The organism is Curtobacterium pomorum (genome assembly GCF_044497295.1).
In the GTDB taxonomy this organism is placed as follows: domain Bacteria; phylum Actinomycetota; class Actinomycetes; order Actinomycetales; family Microbacteriaceae; genus Curtobacterium.
The window spans coordinates 3,392,453-3,410,553 of sequence record NZ_CP172409.1; the positions used below are offsets into that span (position 1 = coordinate 3,392,453).

Below are 18,101 nucleotides of genomic sequence, written 5' to 3' on the forward strand. Positions count from 1 at the left end.
CGGGCGGGATGGCCGACTCATTCGCCCGCGTTGAACTCCTTCAGCCACGACTTGAGGTCGGGGCCGAGGTCATCGCGGTCCGAGGCGAGCTGCACGATCGCCTTGATGTAGTCGAGTTTGTCACCGGTGTCGTACCGGCGTCCACGGAACACGACGCCGTACACGCCGCCGGTCCACTCCTCGGCGCTCGCCATCTTCATGAGCGCGTCGGTGAGCTGGATCTCGCCGCCCTTGCCGGGCTCCTGCTTCTCGAGGACGTCGAAGACCTCGGGGCGGATGACGTAGCGGCCGATGATGGCCAGGTTCGAGGGCGCCTCGCCCTGCGGGGGCTTCTCGACGAGCCCGGTGATCTTCACGACATCGTCGGTGTCGGTCGGCTCGACCGTGGCGATGCCGTACAGGTGGGTCTGCGACTCGGGGACCTCGAGCAGCGCCACGATCGTGGCGTTCTTCTCACCCTGGACCTCGATCATGCGCTTGAGCAGCGGGTCGCGGGCGTCGATGATGTCGTCGCCGAGGAGCACGGCGAACGGCTCGCGGCCGACGTGCATCTTCGCGCGGAGCACCGCGTGGCCGAGGCCGAGCGGGTCGCCCTGACGCACGTAGTGCATGTCGGCGAGGTCCGTCGACTGGTTGACCTTCTGCAGCTTCTCGTGGTCACCCTTCTTCTTGAGGGTCTCCTCGAGCTCCGACACGTGGTCGAAGTGGTTCTCGAGTGCGTTCTTGTTGCGGCCCGTGATCATCAGGACGTCGGTGAGTCCTGCGCCGACGGCCTCTTCCACCACGTACTGGATGGCTGGCTTGTCGACGACGGGGAGCATCTCCTTCGGCATCGCCTTGGTCGCGGGGAGGAAGCGAGTGCCCAGCCCTGCCGCTGGGATCACCGCCTTGGAAATCTGGAAGCCCATGCCCCAGACCGTATCCGATCCGGGTTTCCGGGGCATGTCGTCGCTACAGGGGACACGGCATCAGCGCGTTTCCCGGCGGGAAGCCGCAACGGATGCCCTCGGTAGACTCCTGCGCATGATCGCCGATCTCGGGAACGAGAAGCGCGCCCTGCGAGCCGAACTCCGGCAGCGGCGGCGCACCCGGACCACGACGGAACGCGACGCGGACAGCGCGGCGCTCACCGCCACCCTGCAGCGCTTCGCCGAGGAGCGCCAGGTCACCTCGCTGGCGCTGTACCTGTCGGCGTCCGACGAGCCGAACGTCCGCCCCTTCCTGAACTGGGCGTTCGCGCACGACATCCGCGTGCTGCTGCCGGTCACGCGTGAGGACGGCCTGCTCGACTGGGCGGTCGGCGACGGTGAGAGCGAGACCGAGGGGATCTTCGGCATGCCGGAGGTCGTGGGCGAGGTCCTGTCCCCGCTCGCCATCAACGACGTCGACGCGATCCTCGCCCCCGCGGCGGCGGTCGGGCACGACGGCGTCCGGATGGGATGGGGTCGCGGCTACTACGACAAGACCCTCGGGTCCATGGCGAAGCGCCCGCCCGTCTATGCTGTGATCTTCGACGCGGAGTACCTCGACGAGGTCCCGCGCGAACCCCACGACGAACCCGTCGACGGCATCATCACGCCGTCGCGCATCATCACGTTCCGGAGCTGACGTGCCCACCTACTCGTACCGTTGCACCGAGTGCGACAACGCGTTCGACATCAAGCAGTCGTTCTCCGACGCCACCCTGACCGAGTGCCCGGTGTGCGGCGGTGTCCTGCGCAAGGTGTTCTCCCCCGTCGGTGTGACGTTCAACGGCGGCGGCTTCTACCGCACCGACTCCCGCCCGACGCCGAAGTCGGAGGGCTCGTCGAGCACGCCGGCGAAGTCGGAGACGAAGGCCACCCCCGCGAAGACCGAGTCGAAGCCGAGCACGCCGAAGCCCAGCGCGTCGTGACCACCAGGACTCCTCGCCGATAGGTTGATGGAGTCGCCGTCCGGCGGCTGTCCTCGACCGGAAGGAGTCCCGTGAAGGGCTTCAAGGAGTTCCTGCTCCGCGGCAACGTCATCGACCTGGCCGTCGCAGTCGTCATCGGTGCGGCGTTCACCGCCATCGTGACCGTCATCGTGAACGCGATCATCAACCCGGCGATCGGCGCGGTGTTCAACGCGTCGAGCCTCGACGACGCGCTCAAGGTCGACATCCCGACCGTGGCCGGCGGCAAGCCGGCGACGCTCATGTTCGGTGCGGTGATCGGCGCGGTCATCAACTTCGTGATCGTCGCCGCCGTCGTCTACTTCGCCCTCGTCGTGCCCGTGAACCACCTGAAGAAGGTGGCGTTCGAGCGCGTCAAGAACGACGAGGAACAGACCCCGCAGGACGTGCCCCCGACCGACGTCGAGGTGCTGCTCGAGATCCGCGACCTGCTCCGCTCCCAGAACGGTGTCTCGACGAGCACCGGGACCGGCGCCCACATCGCCCCGTCGAACGCTCCCGAGGGACCCGGCATCGGCGGCTCGACGAAGCTCTAGCAGCGCACCGGAACCAGGTTCCGGACACGACACCACGGAGATCCGCGGTGCTGTGTCCGGAACCTGGTTTCGTTCGGGGCGGGTGACCGTCAGGCGCTGACGCGGCGGCGCTTCGCGAACATCGCGACGGCGTACTGCGCGCCGGCGAGCACGTGGCCCACGGTGCCGAGGTAGACGAAGACCAGGGCGACGACCCGCACCCACGGCGCGTTCTCGTCGACGGCGTGCACGGCCGAGAAGAGCAGCACCGGCAGGCCCACGAAGAGCAGTGCGGAACGGATCTTGCCCGTCCACGTGACGTCGAGGTCCGGGTTGCCGCGGAACAGCACGCTCGACAGCACGACGAGCACGAGGTCGACGAGCACCACGACGGCGACGACCCACCACGGCAGCAGTCCGGTCAGCACGAGCGACAGCACGATCGCGATGATGGCGAGGCGGTCGGCGACGGGATCGATCGCCTTGCCGAGCTTCGAGCCCTGGTCGAACTTGCGAGCGATGAAGCCGTCCGCCCAGTCGCTCACCCCGATGACGACGAGTACGACGAGCGCCCAGCCCGGGTGTCCGGCGACGACGAGCCACACGAACACCGGGATCAGCAGCAGCCGGACCAGCGAGATCAGGTTCGGCCAGGTCTGCCAGTCGGGGCGCTGCCGTACGGTGTCAGTCATCGCAGGACAGGCTACCGGTTCACCAGTGGGGCGGGACGTCGCGCCGGAGCTGGTCGTCGTTCTCCCCGTCGCGGTGTCGCGCCGGTTCCGGCGACGGTGCCGGGTCGTAGCCCGGCACCGGCTGGGTGGTGACGCGTCTGCGGCGCCGCACCGGGCCTCCCGACAGATCGTCCGTCTCGCGTCCGGTCGACGCTGCTCGACCGGGAGGCGCGGCTGACGACGTGTCGTCGGCCCGCGTCCACGTGCCCACCAGCTGGTCCGTCTCCGGCGTCACCGGACCGGCGGGCCGCGAGGCCCGCCGACTCGGCCGGTCGGTCATCGGCGGGCGGGGATCGGTGGGATCGAGATCTCCTGCGTCGCACCGCGGTCGACACCGAGCACGGCGGCGACGGTGTTCGCGACGCGGTCCGGGTCGGAGAACAGCTGGAACGCGTGCACTCGCACGTAGTGCCAGCCGAGTCGGCGCAGGACCTCGGGGCGCAGGCGCAGGGACTCGCGCAACGAGCCCTTGACGAGCGACGCGTCGGTCTCGATCGTGACGCAGACCCCGCCGTGCGCGGCCACCAGGCCGAGCTTGCCGCGGTGCCCGAGCGCGACCGGGATGCCACGCATCTCGAGCCGGCGGGCCAGGTCCACGAGCAGCGGGTCGGAGTCGTCCGGCACGTACTCGGCGGTGGTGCGCGCACGCACCTCGGCAAGGATCTCGGCGAGGGCGACGGTGCCGTGGCCCATGCGCTCGGCCTCGATGTCGGACGGCTGGAAGCACGTCACGATCACCATCGAGCGGCGCGCACGGGTCATCGCGACCGCCAGCAGCCGCTCGCCGCCGGGCTTGCCGAGCGGACCGAAGTCGCGCAGGACACGGCCGTGCGGGGTGCGGCCGTAGCCGATGGAGAACACGACGCGGTCGCGGCTCTGCGCCACCGACTGCTCGAGCGTCGCCACGATGAACGGCTCGGCGCGGTCGCCGATGACGAACTCGGTCAGGTCCTTGTGGCCCTGCGCCGCGGTCAGCACGGCCTGCTCGACGCGCACGGCGTGCTTCGCCGAGGCGGTGATGACCATGAGCGACTCGCTCGGGCGGGTTCGGGCGTGGTCGATGACGAGTCGGACCACGCGGTCCACCTCGGCGTCGACGCTCTCGACGGCGCCGGACTCGGGGTCCGGCACGGCCTTGCCGTCGCTGACGTAGTCGAGCGCGATCGAGCCGTGGCCGAGGAACGATCCGGCCCACGGGAGCGACTCGATCTTGCCGCCGTAGAAGCGACGGTTCACGAGCTCGGCCAGGTCCTCGCCGCCGGCACGGTACGACCGCGAGAGCGACAGGGTCGGCAGCAGGGTGGAGAGCTTCGCCAGGGCGGAGTCGGCGTGGAAGGCGTCGAGGGTGCCCTCGTCGACCTGCAGCGCACGGTGCTCGGGGTCGACGGCGATGCGGAACGCCGACGGCGTCTGCGTGACCGGGTCACCGAAGACGACGGTCTGGCGCGCACGACGGACGGCTCCGACGGTCTCGGCGATCGTCACGGCTCCGGCGTCGACCAGGATCACGGTGTCGAACGGCATCGTGTCGGCGATCTGCGACACCTCGTACGGGCTCGCGAGCCACACGGGAGCGATGGACCGGGACAGGTGCGGTGCGGAGTCCTGGAGCAGCCGCGAGGTGATCGCACCCTCGCGCAGCTGGGTCTTCAGCGCCGTGGCCTCTTCCGGCCAGTCGACGAGTCCGACCTTCCAGTTCTCGGCGAGCTGCCACGCGAGGCCCTGGGAGACCCCTGCCGCGTGGGCGTCGTCGACGAGGCGGAAGTCGGCCTCGACCCGGTCGAGCATGTCGGTGTTCGCGCCGAGCAGCGCCCGGTCGGACTCGAGCATGGTCTCGAGCGCGGACTGCCACCAGGCGAGCTCGAGCTCGGCCGGCACCTGCAGGTCCGGCACGTGCCGGTTCGCCAGGTCGGTGATGAGCGGCTCGAGCTGCAGGTCGCGCAGGGTCTGCATGAGCTCGGTACGCTCCTGCAGGTTGTGCAGGACGTCGGACTCAGCGGCGAGCTCGGCGATGGTGGGGACGAGCTGGTCGACCGGGGTGTTCGCGAGCTGACGGTCGCGCTCGGTCCGGCCGAGCGGCTCGTCGAGGCGCGCGAGGTCCTCGGCGACGTTCGAGAACAGCACCTGCACGTCCGCGATGCCCGTGGGCACCTCGGGGTTCACTCCGGCGGCGACGTAGCGCTGCCAGAGGACGCGCTGCTGCTGCACCCGGGTCAGGGCCTCGTGCAGGTCGGAGACGTGCACGCCGGGGCGGACGTACTCGCGAGCGAGCTTCTTCAGGCGACGACGGTTCGTCGAGGACATCGGGGCGCCCTCGCCACGCGGGGCCGTGGCGGCGACGAGCTCCGACACCGAGCGGTCGAAGACCACCGGCAGGAAGCGGTCGAGGGTGTCACGGATCTCGGTGAGCAGGCGCAGGTAGATGCCGAGCTCGTTGATCGTCGTGAACTGGCGCATGTGCGTCGTGGCGACGAGGTCGTGCGCACGGCGGAGGAGCGTCGGCAGCCCCTCGGAGTCGAGGTCCTTCGCGATGCGGTGGGCGCGCTGGGCGCCGTCGCTGGTGGAGAACTTCGCGCCGTACCAGGGCGAGTCGTCGGGGCCGTAGCGGAACTCGCCGAGGTTGGCCGCGCTGACCATCGTCTCGGCGACGCGCGAGCGCCCCTCGACCATGGACGCCACGGACTGCTTCGACAGACGCGCGGTCGTCGACGGTGGGACGGGCAGGAGCGACAGCCGCGAGAGCTCGACCAGGCAGTCGAGCACCGAGACGCCGAAGTCGGCGTCCTTGCGGGTGAGCGAACCGCGGTAGTCCTTCAGGACCTTGCGGAGCCGGACCAGGGCGTCGTCGACCTCGCGGAGGTTCGGACGTGCGGCCTTCTCGTTCCGCGCGATGGCACGGACGACGTCACGGCGCAGGGTCGAGGGCGTGACCGCGACGCCGGGCAGCTGCACCTCGCCGAAGCGGGCCGCGATGCCCCGCAGGGTCGCACGGCGCGGGCTCACCACGAGGACGCGCTTGTTCGCGGCGACCAGGCCACCCAGGGCGTTCACGATCGTCTGGGTGCCGCCGGTGCCGGGCAGGGTCTTCACGACGATGGAGTTGCCGGCCGCGATCTGCGCGATCACGTTCTCCTGCTCGTCGTCGGCGTCGAGCAGCAGGGTGTCGGTCTCCGGGCTGCGCTCGTCCGACGGCGTCTGCTCGACCGGGTGGTAGGACTGCTCGACCTGCCACTTGGCGCTCGGGTTGCCGGCGAGGGCGTCGAGCACCGGGTGGGACAGGTCGCCGGTGTCCTCGACCATGCCGGTCGCGACCTCGGCGAACGTGGAGACCACGAGCCGGGCGTGCACCGAGAAGCCGGGGATGTGCGCGGTCAGGCCGCGCAGTCGGTCGATGACGGGGTTCGGGGTGAACGAGCCGTCCTGCTGGGCGAGCGCCACGAAGGACTGCGCGTCGAGGATGACGCCGAACTGTTCGTGCAGGGCGTCGGCGAGCCCCGGGTTGAGCACGGGCTCGCCGAGGAGTCGGACCTCGAAGTCACGGCCGTGGCGGCGGATCGCCAGCGGGCGCAGGAGCACCGGGCCGCGGAACTGCTCGTCGCCGTGCTTCCAGTCGGCCATGCCGATGCCGAGCTTGACGGCGTCGATGCCGCGCACCGTCGCGAGCTCGGTGCCCTTCGCCTCGACCTGGCCGGCGGCGACACGGGCGGCACGGAGGGCCACCTCGTCGCGGATCAGGCTGGACAGCAGGGTGGTCTTGCCGGTGATGAACTGGGCGAGGCCGCCCGGGTGCGTCGTCGACAGCTCGATGCGGGCGCGGGGGTGGTCGCTGAAGTGGGTGAGCGGGCTCGTGCCGCCGACGCCCGTGAGCTGGCCGCGCCAGCCGTCCCACGTCGGTTCCGCCGCGTTGCCCGCCTGCAGCCGGGGGTCGCCGAGGCTGATCGCCTGCGGGCTGGTCAGCTGCAGTTCCGGGCGGAGCGTACGGTCCGGTTCGTCGTCGGTCCGGTCCTCGTCCACGTCCTGCTGCTCGTCTCGGTCGTCTCGCTCATCGCGGTCGTCTCGCTCGTCGTCGGGGCGCGCGGGGGCACCCTCGACGGGGACGTCGTCGTTCACGTCGTCCTCACCGTCGGTCACCCTGTCCGCTCGCCACACATCCGACACTGTAGGCGGGAACGCGCGCCCTCTCTGGCAATGAACCGAGGTTTCGGGGTTTCCGGCCGACGCGGCACCCGCCAGACCGGTCGCGTCGCACGGCCGATGGGACGCCCGTGGCGTCCGATGTGGTACCAACGGGGCATGGCCATCGACGACCGCACCACCCCGTCCGCCCCCACGCCGAACCGGCGTCGATCGGTCCCCGCCGAGATCTCCCGCTCGTGGCTGCTCGTCTCCGGTACCGCGACCGACCGGTTCGAGAAGTCCCAGCGGTCCCGCGCCGACCAGATCATCCTGGACATCGAGGACGCCGTCGACCCCGCCGCCAAGCCCTCGGCGCGGCAGGGCGTCGCCGCGTGGCTGGCCGGTGGCGGCGAGGCCTGGGTGCGGATCAACGACGTCACGACCGACTTCTGGGCCGACGACGTCGAGGAGCTCCGCGGCCTGCCCGGGCTGCAGGGCGTGATGCTCGCGAAGACCGAGTCCCCGGCGCAGGTCACCGACACGTGGCACCGGCTCGGCGGCCAGACCCCGGTGATCGCCCTCGTCGAGTCGGCGCTCGGCATCGAGGAGTCCGTCTCGATCGCGCGGGCGCAGGGTGCGTTCCGGCTGGCGTTCGGCTCCGGCGACTACCGCCGCGACACCGGCACGAGCGCCGACACCCTGGCGATGGCGTACCCGCGGTCGAAGCTCGTCGTCGCGTCGCGCGTCGGCGACCTGCCCGGCCCGATCGACGGCCCGACGGTGGGGTCGTCGCACCCGATCCTGCGCGAGCAGTCCCAGGTCGCGGTGTCCCTCGGGCTCACCGGCAAGCTGTGCCTCGACACCGAGCAGTTGCCCGTCATCAACGAGGTCATCTCCCCCACGCCGACCGACGTCGCCTGGGCGCAGGACTTCCTCGACGACTTCGAGGCCCGTGGCAAGGTCATCCGCGACGGATCCGACCTGCCGCGCCTGGGTCGGGCGCAGAAGATCCAGCGACTCGCACAGGCGTTCGGCGTGGAAGCGCGGTAGGACTGCTCCCATGACCTGGTCCAACGTCCCCGGCGGTCCGCCGCAGTCCTCGCCCGGCCCCCAGGACCCGCAGCGCGCGGCCTGGGAGCGCGGAGGCACCACGCTGTTCCCGCCCGCGAAGCTCGCCGACCGGATCTCGACCGTGCTGCTGCTGGCCTTCGGTGCGGTCATGACGATCGTCACCGCCGTCGTCGGCATCATCGCGGTCATCTCGGCGACCGCGACGTGCGACGCCTCGGCCGGGTGTACTCCCGGCGGCTACATCGGCGGCACGGCCATCGCGGTGGGTGGTGCGTTCGTGATCGGGGTCGCCACGATCGTGCTGGCGATCGGCGCGTGGATCCGCCGGAAGTCGTCGTGGTGGATCGCCGCGATCGGCTTCGTGCTCGCGATCGGCGTGATCGCGTGGGGCGGGGTCGTCTTCGCGAACGCGGCCGACGGCGAGACCGCGTCGTCGTCGGTGTCCGCGAGCGCCTAGCGCCGACGCGCACGGCGCTGGTCCTGCCGGACCGACTCCGAACGACACAATCGAGGTCGTACGACAACGAGTTCGTCGTTCGTTGCGACCGCCGCCAGTTGCGCGCGCGCAGCGACGACATCGTCGATGTCGTACGACGTCGAGACTGTCGCATCGCATCGCATCGCACCGCGCGGGCAGACGCGACCGGGCGCCGGACGGGAGGCCCGTGGCGGACACGGCCCCGGGCCTCCCGTCCGACACGGCGTAGCGTCCAGGGCATGGTGACGGTGTCGCGGACGACGGTCGCGGTGGTCGGCGGCGGCCCCGCCGGGGTCGTCCTCGGACTGCTGCTCGCACGGGCCGGCATCGACGTGCGCGTCATCGAGCAGCACGACGACTTCAACCGGGACTTCCGGGGCGACACCGTGCACGCCTCGACGATCCGGCTGCTCGACGAGCTCGGCCTCGGCGAGCGCTTCCGGGCGCTGCCGCAGTCTCGGCTCGACGACTTCTCCCTGCCGATGCCCGACGGGTCGCGGCTGCTGCTCGGCGACTTCTCGCGGCTCGAGCCCCCGTACGACCACGTGGCGATGGTGCCGCAGTGGGACCTGCTCGACCTGCTCGTCACCGCTGCCCGGCAGGAACCGTCGTTCGACATCGCGATGGGCCTCGCAGCGACCGGGCTCATCGAGGAGAACGGCGTCGTCACCGGGGTGCACCTGCGCCGGCGCGACGGGAGCGGGGACGCCGAGGAACTCCGCGCCGACGTCGTGATCGCGTGCGACGGACGGAACTCCGTCCTGCGTCGGGCCGCGGGGTTCGTGCCGCGGGCGTTCCCGGTGCCGTTCGACACCTGGTGGTTCCGGCTGCCCCGGCGTCCGGGAGACGCGGCGAGCGCCCTGACGCCGGCGTTCTCCGACCGGGACGTGCTGCTGAGCTTCCCGCGGCCCGACTACCACCAGGTCGCGTACTTCGCCCAGAAGGGTTCGGACGCGGCACTGCGGGCCGAGGGCGTCGGCGCCTTCCGGGCGCGGGTGGCCCGGCTCCGTCCGGACTTCGCCGACCGGGTCGACGCGATCGGCTCGATGGACGACGTGCACGTGCTCGACGTCCGGATGGACCGGTTGCGGCGGTGGTGGCGGCCGGGTCTGCTGTGCATCGGAGACGCGGCCCACGCGATGTCGCCCGCGGGTGGGGTGGGGATCAACCTGGCGGTGCAGGACGCCGTGGCGACCGCCGCGATCCTGGTGCCGGCGCTCCGGCACGGGCGGAGCGGTCCGGCGCTGAACCCTGCGCTGGCCGCGGTGCAGCGCCGTCGGAGGCCACCGGCCGTGGTCGTCCAGTCGGCGCAGGCCGTACTGCACCGCGTCGTCTTCGAGCGGGCGTTCGCGGGGCAGCTGCGGAACGGGCCACCGCTGCTGCCCGTGCTGCTCGCCCGGTACGTGCCGCCGTCGCGGGGCCTCTACGCCCGGGGCATCGCCTTCGGCCCGCTGCCGGAGCACGCGCCGGGCTGGGCGCGGCGCTGAGCCGGGGACGAGCGACGCACCCTGGGCGTGACCGTGCGCCCCCGGCGCATGCTGGGCGCATGAAGCAACGAGTCATCGGAGACGTGTCGGTCAGTGCCATCGGTCTGGGCGGGATGCCCATGTCGATCGAGGGGCGCCCCGACGAACGACAGTCCATCGCGACCATCCACGCCGCGCTCGAGAACGGTGTCACGCTCATCGACACCGCGGACGCGTACCACCTGGCCGCCCACGACGAGGTGGGGCACAACGAGGAGCTCATCGCCCGGGCCGTGCGGGAGTTCCACGGCGACACCGAGTCGATCCTCATCGCCACGAAGGGCGGACACCTGCGACCGGAGGCCGGCGCATGGGCGCAGAACGGCCACCCGGAGTACCTGAAGCAGGCGGCGAAGGCCTCGGCGAAGCGCCTCGGCGTCGAGGCGATCGGCCTGTACCAGTTCCACCGTCCGGACCCCGCGGTCCCCTACGCCGAGTCCGTCGGAGCACTCGGTGAGCTGCTCGACGAGGGGGTCATCCGGATGGCCGGCATCTCGAACGCCGACCCCGACCAGATCCGGACGGCGAACGAGGTCCTCGACGGACGGCTGGCCTCGGTGCAGAACCAGTTCTCGCCGAAGTTCCGGTCGAGCGAGCCGGAACTCGAGCTCTGCGACGAGCTCGGGATCGCGTTCCTGCCGTGGAGCCCGCTGGGCGGCATCGCGAACGCCGCGGATCTCGGCACCGCCTACGAGGACTTCGCGTACATCGCGCGGGACCGTGGCGTCACACCGCAGGTGATCGCGCTCGCGTGGGAGCTGCAGAAGAGCGACGTGGTCGTGCCGATCCCCGGGGCGTCGCGCCCGCAGTCGATCCTCAACTCGCTGACCGCACCGACCGTGAAGCTGCGGCCGGAGGACGTCGCGCGACTCGACGCATCGCAGCCGGCTGCCGTCTGAGCCGCCCCGGCACGACGACGCCCCGCGGTTCCGGTCGGAGCTGCGGGGCGTCGTGGTGCCGGGGCCTGGTGTGGCGACTAGTTGCTCGGGCAGACCGCCGAGACCTCGTTCAGTGAGGACTGCACGTCGGTCTGGGCGTCCTTCGCCTCGGCGGAGTCGGCCGAGCCGCTGGAGGTGAGCGCCGAGGCGTACTCCTTCGCGTCCTCGGTGAAGTCCTCGAAGGCGTCGTGGACGTCGTTGTTGGTGACCTTCGGCAGCGCAGCGTCGAGGCGGTCGGTGAACTCCCCGACCAGCTTCGCGCGCGCCGCGGGGTCCGCCGGCGCCGAGAACGACGTCTGCTCGTCGATGAACGACTTGAGCTCGTTCTCGACCAGGGCGCACGCCTCGGTCGTGGTCTGCTTGGCGGCCGACGTCTTCGACGGGGCGGACGACTTCGACGGAGCAGACGTGTCCGCCGAGTCGCCGTCGTCCGACGACCCGCCGGAGCAGCCCGCCAGCAGCGCCACGGCGACGAGCGCCGTGGTCACCGCGGTGAGGGTGCGGCGCATCAGGAGTTGCACTCCTTCTGGAAGGCGTTGCCGGCATCCTGCACCTTGGTGCTGGACTTCGTGAGCGCCGAGACGTCGGCCGACTGCGGGTCGTCAGCGATGTCCTCGATCTGGTCGACGAGGTCACCGTAGGCGTCCTCGAACGCCTCGCCCTTGTCCTGCAGGTCATCGTCGGACAGGTCGTCGACGCCGTCGGAGATCTTCTCGTCGAGCTCCTTGAGCTTCGTGACGGCGGCGTCCGGGTCGGACTGCAGGTTCGCGGCCTCGGACTGCACGCCCTCGGCGGCGGACTTGACCGTCTTCTCGAACTGGGTGCACTGCTCGGCCTTCGACGGCCCGGTCGAACAACCGGCGAGCAGGGTGAGCGCGAGGCCGGCGGTGGCGAGCGCGATGAACTTGTTCTTCGGCATGGTGGAGAGTCCCCCTCGATCGGTCCGCACTCCCCCGGATGAGGTGCAGATCCGTCATCGAGCGTACATGGGGCACTCACAGGATGACCGGCCGCCCGGCGTACCGTCGAGGGCATGCGCGCCATCACGTTCGACGACACCACCATGTCCGTGACCGACCTGCCCGACCCGGTGCCCGCCGCGGGCGAGGTGCTCATCGAGGTCGCCGCCGCCGGGGTGAACAACGCCGACCTGCAGCAGCGCGCGGGGAACTACCCGCCGCCGCCCGGCGCTTCGGAGATCCTGGGGCTCGAGGTCTCCGGCACCGTCCGGGCACTCGGCGACGGCGTGACCTCGGTGGCCGTCGGCGACCGCGTGTGCGCCCTGCTGTCCGGCGGCGGATACGCCTCGCTCGTCGTGGCTCCCGCGACGCAGGTGCTGCCGGTCCCCGACTCGGTCGACCTGGTCGAGGCCGCCGGCCTGCCCGAGGCCGCCTGCACCGTGTACTCGAACATCGGCATGCTCGCCGGACTCCGCCCCGGCCAGACCCTGCTCGTGCACGGCGGCACCGGCGGCATGGGCTCCCACGCCGTGCTGTGGGCGAAGGCGCTGGGCGCGACGGTGATCGCCACGAGCGGCGGCGACCGCAAGGTCCAGGCGTCGCGGGACCTCGGTGCCGACCTGGTCGTCGACCACCGCTCCGAGGACTTCGTCGAACGCGTCCTGGCGTTCACGGACGGCGTCGGGGTCGACGTGGTGCTCGACGTCGTCGGGCCGGCCTACCTGGGGCGGAACCTGCAGGCCCTCGCGCCCAACGGGCACATCGCCGTCATCGCCTCGGGCAGCGGCAGCACCGCCGAGGTCGACCTCGGTGCCCTGATGCGGAAGCGAGCGTCGATCAGCGGCACGACCCTGCGCGCCCGCCCGCTCGCCGAGAAGGCCGCCATCGTCGCCGCCGTTCGCGAGCACGTCTGGCCCTTCGTCGCCGACGGCAGCGTCCGACCGGTCATCGACACCGTCCTGCCACTGGCCGAGGTCGAGGAGGCGCACCGGAAGGTCCGCGACGGCGAGGTCGTCGGGAAGGTGCTGCTGACGCCCTAGGCGTGGACGCGGGAGAGGAACTCGATGAGCGCCGGGTGCTGCGGTGCGTCGAGGACCTCGGCGGGCACGCCCTGCTCGACGACCTCGCCCCGGTGCAGGAACACGATCCGGTCGGCGACGTTCCGTGCGAAGTGCATCTCGTGCGTGGTCATCAGGATCGTCGAGCCCTGCCGCTTCAGCTCGGTGACCAGGTCGAGCACCTCGCCGACGAGCTGCGGGTCGAGTGCGCTCGTGACCTCGTCGAGCAGCAGAAGCTCGGGGTCGGACGCGATGGCCCGGACGATCGCGACTCGCTGCTGCTGGCCGCCGGAGAGCCGGTCCGGGTAGGCGTCGGCGAACTCCGCCAGCCCGATGCGCTCGAGCAGCCGACGTGCGGTCGCCTCGGCCTGCGCCCGCCCGACGCCGTGCACCTGGCGCGAGGCGAGCGTCACGTTGTCGAGCACGGTCATGTGCGGGAACAGGTTGAACTGCTGGAAGACCACGCCGATGCGGGCGCGGACACCGTCGACGGCGATGCGGGGATCGGCGATGTCCGTGCCCTGCAGCAGGATCTCGCCGTCGTCGATGCCCTCGAGCAGGTTCACCGTCTTGAGCAGGGTCGACTTGCCCGAGCCGGACGCGCCGATGACGCAGATGACCTCGTGGCGGTGCAGCGTCAGGTCGATGCCGCGCAGGACCTCGTGCTCGCCGAAGGCCTTGCGCAACCCGCGCAGTTCGAGGACCGCAGCGTCCGCGCCCGACGCGCCACGGGCCTCCTGGCCGACCTCACTCATACGGTCCCTCCGATCTGCTCGCGCCGCTGCTGGCGGCGTGCGATCGCGTCCGTGACGCGGATCAGCGGCAGGCTGATCACCACGAACAGCAGTCCCGCGACGAAGTACGGCGTGAAGTTGTAGGTCTCCGCCTGGGCGATCTGCGCCGACCGGACCGCGTCGACGGCGCCGAGGATCGAGACCAGGCCGACGTCCTTCTGCATCGAGACGAAGTCGTTCATCAGCGCCGGTGTGACCTTGCGGATCGCCTGCGGCAGCACCACGAGCCGCAGGGTCTTCGCGTGCGACAGTCCGAGCGACCGGGCGGCGAGGCGCTGCGACGGGTGCACAGCCTCCATGCCGGCACGCAGGACCTCGGCGATGTACGACGAGTACGTCAGGACGATCGCGATGGTGCCCCAGACCTCGGCGGGCAGCCGCGGGAACACCCCGAGCCCGGGGATACCGTAGCCGACCAGGTACAGCACGATGATGAGCGGCAGGCCGCGGAACAGGTCCGTGTAGCCGGTCGCCAGCATCCGCAGCGGGAAGAACACCGGGTTCCGCAGGCCCCGCACCACCGCGAGCAGGGTGCCGAACACGGCGACGCCGATGGCGCTGAAGAACAGGATGCGGACGTTCAGCCAGAGGCCCAGCAGGATGTCCGGGAACGTGTCGATCGCGGTCTGCGGATCGAAGAACGACTGCTGGACCGCTGCCCAACCCGGGGTGTTCACGACGCCGAAGTAGGCGATCGCGATGACCACGAGCGTCGACACCACCGACACCACGATCGACCGGCGTCCGCGCTGCCGGCGGTAGAGCCGCCGCTCGGCCTCGACCTGGCTCGGCGCGGCTGCGGCGACCGGGGTCCCGGCGCCTGCTGGCACGGTCATGCGGTTACTTCAGGACCGGGGTGTTGGTCTCCGAGGAGAGCCACTTGGTCTGCAGGTCCTCGAGTGTGCCGTCGTCCGTCAGCGACTTGAGCGCCTTGTCCACCTTGCTCGTGAGCTCCGAGCCCTTCGGCAGGACGAAGCCGAACTGGTCACCCTTGCCGTCGGACGGGAACTGCGCCGACACCGTGCCGTCGTCGAGCTGCGCTGCGGCCATGTAGAACGCCGTCGGCAGGTCGGTGACGATCGCGTCGATCTGGCCGGACTTGAGCGCCAGGACGGCGTCGTCGTTCGAGTTGAAGACCTGCGGGGTGATCCCGAGCACGCTCTTCACGCTGGCGATCGACGTGGACCCGGTGGCGACGCCGATCGCGTCCTTCTTGAGGGCGGCGATGCTCGTGTCGTCGACGGCCTTCGAGGTGCTGGTCGTCACCACGGCCTGCGTGGTCGTGTAGTACGCGCTCGACATGTCGACGGCCTTCTTGCGCTTCGCGTCGATCGAGAACTGCTGGACGTTGAGGTCCCAGTCCTTCGGGCCCGGTGCGATCGCACTGTCGAAGGTGCTGCGCTTCCACACGACGTCGGACTTGGCGTAGCCCATCTCCTTCGCGACCGCGTAGGCGACGGCGGACTCGAAGCCCTTGCCGGACTCCGGCTTGTTGTCCTCGATCCACGGCGAGTACGCCGGCTCACCGGTGGCGACCGTCAGCTTGCCGTCGGTGACGGTGCCGTCTTCGTTGCTGCCGCTGCCGGCGGCGCACGACGTCAGGGCGAGGGCGGCGACCGCGGCTGTTGCGACGGCGAGGGTGAGGCGGAGGGATCGGGTCACGGTCGGGCCTTCGTGCGAGGGGGTGGGGGCAGGTCGAAGTGTACTTCGCGGTGGGATACCAACGCGACTCCGGGTGCCTCACGCGACTCGGTCTCGTGTCACACACCAGTCGACGGGTCGACGTCGGGCCGGTAATCTGGCGAAGCGGGCTGAACCGAGCGCATGCTCGGCTGAGGTCTGAGATCAAGGGGCGTCCCAGCACGGGGCGCCCCCTTTCTGCGCTCTGGACCTCCTCCGCTCTGTCCCGCAGAACGACGGCGTCGTGCCGAGCGCACCAGGCGATCAGCCGAGATCTGCAGTCACAGCCGGTCGCGCATCAGCCTCCGATGCCAACCCAACGTCGACGACGCGGGAGGTCACGGCAACGACTTCCCGTCCGGCCAAGAGACGGGTTGCCTAGATCGCTGTCGCCGTGCAGTATGTGTGCATCCGGTAACACTTCACCGGCTACTCAAGGGTGAGAGATGACCAAGAAGAACACATTTTGTGCTGTACTCGTGTCGACCGCGGTCGCGGCTTCAGTGCTGGCACCCGCCGTCCCGGCACATGCAAGCGATGAACTCCTACGGGCCGCGATCCCGCCGCACGTCGTGGTCGATGGGAGCTTTGATCCCGACAGTGAGGTCGTAATGGTCGGCGACGGCCCCACGACCCAGTCCGGTAACTGTAAGGACCGCGCCTTCACGGTGCTACCGGTCATGGGCCAGTCCGTCAACGGCTGCAACGTGATCGGCTGGAACGCCGCAGCGCGGGCCCCGTACAAGTGGTACAAGCACATGGGTACCACCAACCCCTGCATCTGGGGCAAGGGGTTCAACTCCAAGCACGCACCCACCTGGACGGCGATCGGCTGTGGCTCGGGGCAGACGAAGACCGTTCCGTGGGGCAATGTTGCCGGCACCAAGAAGATGAAGGGGCTCACCGCGGTCGGCTGGGCCGGCGTGCAGTGGCAGTGACACGGCACAGCATGCGGCGACGCGGGCTCGGGGTCATCGCCTCGAGCTGCGTCGCCGCAGCTCTTCTGTCGGGTTGCGCATCCGGCGAACTTCGAGCGGCTCCTTCCGGCCCGGCGCCCCGGCCCGACGAGCCTGCGCTCGACGTGGCTTCGATGCAGTCGATCGCTGATCAGCTCCGCGATTCCGTGCCGTGCGACGACGCCGACGCGTTGCTCGATGACCTTGCCTTCTGGGACGCGATGCGGGGATTCGATTGCTTCAACGGTGGTGATGCAACGTTCGTCCGCGCCTACGCTCACACCGCGTCCGTTCCGCAGACGCTTGAGGACTGGGCCGACACGTTCAACGGGGAACGTGCCGTCGCTCGCGGTGAGAACTGGTACGTGATCGGACCACCTGCCATCGTCGCGGCGTTGGACGCTCCTCCAGACGCGCCGAAGATCGCCGGGGATGCCGGGTCCCCCACGAAGCTGACAGCGGAGCAGGACTACCTCACCACCTGCACGCAGTTCGTCGCGAGCGAGGGAGAGCGGTACGTGAACCATCCGAGTGGGCGCAACGAGACAGCGGCCCAGTACGACAGGTTGTTCCCGGCCGTCACTGCCGAAGTGCACGCAGCAGTCGACAGCCTCGGCAGGGACCGCATCCGCAAGGTCCCGGACACGGAGCGATGGGTAGCAGCGCTCTCACCGATCGGTCCTCGCCTCAAGGCGAAGTGCGCGACCGCGTACGAGAAGGTGGCCGCCACCGTGAGTCCAGTCGAGGGAAGCCCATGACGAGCACGTCCAGGCCTGCTTCGGAGCGCACCGCGGTCGCGACCACCGGAACGATCGCATCACTCAGCAGCACCGTCCTGTCCGTCGACAACCTGCTCGGCTTCGGTGGCTCCCACCTGTTCGGCTTCGGCGCGGCGGCGTTCTTCGTCGCGTTGGCCGTGCTCGGTGGATCGGCCTGCATGGTGTTCGCAGTGCGTGGACGTGATCTCGCACCCGGCGTCGCCGCCGCATCCGTGGCGGGGTTCGTCGTGACACAGTCGCCAGCTCTCGGCACCGATCTGTGGCTCCCGCTGTCGACCGCGTTGCACGCGCTCGTGCCGCTGGCGTTCGCGGCCTCCGCGCTCGTCACATGGAGCAGATCTCCGATGAAGGTGCTGCGCGTGGGGTCGTCGCTCACGGCGATCCTGGCGGTGTCGTGGGCGGTGGGCGGGTTCGTGCCGCTGTGGCTCGAGTTGTTCCTGGCCCTGCAGGCGGCAACGCTGCTCGCAACCACGGCCCTCATGGCCGGCCCGTTGCTTCCACGTGTTGCTGGCTTCGTGCGCAACATCTGGGACAACGCAGCAATCCGCTGACCAACCTTCACCACTC

General features: G+C 70.4%; 19 protein-coding genes. 11 read left to right on the top strand and 8 right to left on the bottom strand.

Annotation, left to right across the window (positions count from 1 at the left end; translation table 11 throughout):
• Positions 1-17: 17 nt before the first annotated feature.
• The gene (galU, locus tag ACGH48_RS16210) at positions 18-908 is read right to left on the bottom strand and encodes a UTP--glucose-1-phosphate uridylyltransferase GalU (RefSeq protein ID WP_123312114.1); all 891 of its coding nucleotides are present in this window, start codon (positions 906-908) and stop codon (positions 18-20) included.
• Positions 909-1,023: 115 nt separating this feature from the next.
• On the opposite strand from galU, the gene ACGH48_RS16215 reads away from it, so the two are divergent.
• The 3 genes from ACGH48_RS16215 to mscL all read left to right on the top strand — a co-directional run bounded on the left by ACGH48_RS16215 (position 1,024) and on the right by mscL (position 2,469).
• Positions 1,024-1,608 (top strand): 5-formyltetrahydrofolate cyclo-ligase, encoded by a 585-nt coding sequence (locus tag ACGH48_RS16215; protein ID WP_111086298.1) that lies wholly within the window; start codon positions 1,024-1,026, stop codon positions 1,606-1,608.
• A gap of 1 nt (position 1,609) precedes the next feature.
• The gene (locus ACGH48_RS16220; RefSeq protein WP_396289335.1) at positions 1,610-1,894 is read left to right on the top strand and encodes an FmdB family zinc ribbon protein; all 285 of its coding nucleotides are present in this window, start codon (positions 1,610-1,612) and stop codon (positions 1,892-1,894) included.
• Positions 1,895-1,965: 71 nt separating this feature from the next.
• Positions 1,966-2,469 carry a large conductance mechanosensitive channel protein MscL gene (gene mscL, locus ACGH48_RS16225; protein ID WP_340195547.1) on the top strand — a complete coding sequence of 168 codons (504 nt, stop codon included), beginning with the start codon at positions 1,966-1,968 and terminating at the stop codon, positions 2,467-2,469.
• 89 nt (positions 2,470-2,558) lie between these two features.
• On the opposite strand, the gene ACGH48_RS16230 is transcribed toward mscL, so the two are convergent.
• Positions 2,559-3,140, bottom strand: a complete 582-nt coding sequence (locus ACGH48_RS16230) for a CDP-alcohol phosphatidyltransferase family protein (protein ID WP_340195548.1) — start codon at positions 3,138-3,140, stop codon at positions 2,559-2,561.
• Positions 3,141-3,455: 315 nt separating this feature from the next.
• Positions 3,456-7,310: an AAA family ATPase gene (locus ACGH48_RS16235; protein ID WP_396289338.1), complete on the bottom strand. Its 3,855-nt coding sequence runs from the start codon at positions 7,308-7,310 to the stop codon at positions 3,456-3,458.
• Positions 7,311-7,472: 162 nt separating this feature from the next.
• Between ACGH48_RS16235 and ACGH48_RS16240 the strand changes: the two genes are divergently transcribed.
• The 4 genes from ACGH48_RS16240 to ACGH48_RS16255 all read left to right on the top strand — a co-directional run bounded on the left by ACGH48_RS16240 (position 7,473) and on the right by ACGH48_RS16255 (position 11,269).
• Entirely contained in the window at positions 7,473-8,345 is an 873-nt protein-coding gene (locus tag ACGH48_RS16240) for a CoA ester lyase (protein ID WP_111086303.1), read from the top strand.
• A gap of 10 nt (positions 8,346-8,355) precedes the next feature.
• Positions 8,356-8,823: a DUF6264 family protein gene (locus ACGH48_RS16245; RefSeq protein WP_340195550.1), complete on the top strand. Its 468-nt coding sequence runs from the start codon at positions 8,356-8,358 to the stop codon at positions 8,821-8,823.
• Positions 8,824-9,083: 260 nt separating this feature from the next.
• Positions 9,084-10,331, top strand: coding sequence for an FAD-dependent oxidoreductase (locus tag ACGH48_RS16250; protein ID WP_396289340.1), 1,248 nt, complete (start codon positions 9,084-9,086; stop codon positions 10,329-10,331).
• 59 nt (positions 10,332-10,390) lie between these two features.
• On the top strand, positions 10,391-11,269 hold the full coding sequence (locus ACGH48_RS16255; RefSeq protein ID WP_123312106.1) for an aldo/keto reductase: 879 nt from the start codon (positions 10,391-10,393) through the stop codon (positions 11,267-11,269).
• Between the two features lie 77 nt (positions 11,270-11,346).
• Here ACGH48_RS16255 and ACGH48_RS16260 read toward each other — a convergent pair whose 3' ends face one another.
• Together ACGH48_RS16260 and ACGH48_RS16265 are read right to left on the bottom strand one after the other, a co-directional pair.
• The gene (locus ACGH48_RS16260) at positions 11,347-11,817 is read right to left on the bottom strand and encodes a hypothetical protein (protein WP_396289341.1); all 471 of its coding nucleotides are present in this window, start codon (positions 11,815-11,817) and stop codon (positions 11,347-11,349) included.
• Positions 11,817-12,227, bottom strand: a complete 411-nt coding sequence (locus tag ACGH48_RS16265; protein WP_123312103.1) for a hypothetical protein — start codon at positions 12,225-12,227, stop codon at positions 11,817-11,819. The genes ACGH48_RS16260 and ACGH48_RS16265 overlap by 1 nt, the downstream gene beginning before the upstream one ends.
• Before the next feature lie 114 nt (positions 12,228-12,341).
• On the opposite strand from ACGH48_RS16265, the gene ACGH48_RS16270 reads away from it, so the two are divergent.
• Positions 12,342-13,307: an NAD(P)H-quinone oxidoreductase gene (locus tag ACGH48_RS16270; protein ID WP_396289342.1), complete on the top strand. Its 966-nt coding sequence runs from the start codon at positions 12,342-12,344 to the stop codon at positions 13,305-13,307.
• Here ACGH48_RS16270 and ACGH48_RS16275 read toward each other — a convergent pair.
• From ACGH48_RS16275 to ACGH48_RS16285, 3 genes are read right to left on the bottom strand one after another with little or no spacing between them, the layout of a single operon-like run.
• Positions 13,304-14,080, bottom strand: a complete 777-nt coding sequence (locus ACGH48_RS16275; protein WP_396289343.1) for an amino acid ABC transporter ATP-binding protein — start codon at positions 14,078-14,080, stop codon at positions 13,304-13,306. The genes ACGH48_RS16270 and ACGH48_RS16275 overlap by 4 nt on opposite strands.
• A complete protein-coding gene (locus ACGH48_RS16280; protein WP_123293349.1) occupies positions 14,077-14,955 on the bottom strand; it encodes an amino acid ABC transporter permease in 879 nt (292 codons plus the stop codon). Before ACGH48_RS16280 ends, ACGH48_RS16275 begins: the two co-directional genes overlap by 4 nt.
• A gap of 4 nt (positions 14,956-14,959) precedes the next feature.
• On the bottom strand, positions 14,960-15,781 hold the full coding sequence (locus tag ACGH48_RS16285; RefSeq protein WP_123293348.1) for an ABC transporter substrate-binding protein: 822 nt from the start codon (positions 15,779-15,781) through the stop codon (positions 14,960-14,962).
• A gap of 464 nt (positions 15,782-16,245) precedes the next feature.
• Between ACGH48_RS16285 and ACGH48_RS16290 the strand changes: the two genes are divergently transcribed.
• The 3 genes from ACGH48_RS16290 to ACGH48_RS16300 all read left to right on the top strand — a co-directional run bounded on the left by ACGH48_RS16290 (position 16,246) and on the right by ACGH48_RS16300 (position 18,085).
• The gene (locus ACGH48_RS16290; protein ID WP_131877413.1) at positions 16,246-16,737 is read left to right on the top strand and encodes a hypothetical protein; all 492 of its coding nucleotides are present in this window, start codon (positions 16,246-16,248) and stop codon (positions 16,735-16,737) included.
• Positions 16,738-16,880: 143 nt separating this feature from the next.
• Positions 16,881-17,513: a hypothetical protein gene (locus tag ACGH48_RS16295; protein WP_131877415.1), complete on the top strand. Its 633-nt coding sequence runs from the start codon at positions 16,881-16,883 to the stop codon at positions 17,511-17,513.
• Entirely contained in the window at positions 17,510-18,085 is a 576-nt protein-coding gene (locus tag ACGH48_RS16300) for a hypothetical protein (RefSeq protein ID WP_123312089.1), read from the top strand. The genes ACGH48_RS16295 and ACGH48_RS16300 overlap by 4 nt, the downstream gene beginning before the upstream one ends.
• Positions 18,086-18,101: the final 16 nt, after the last annotated feature.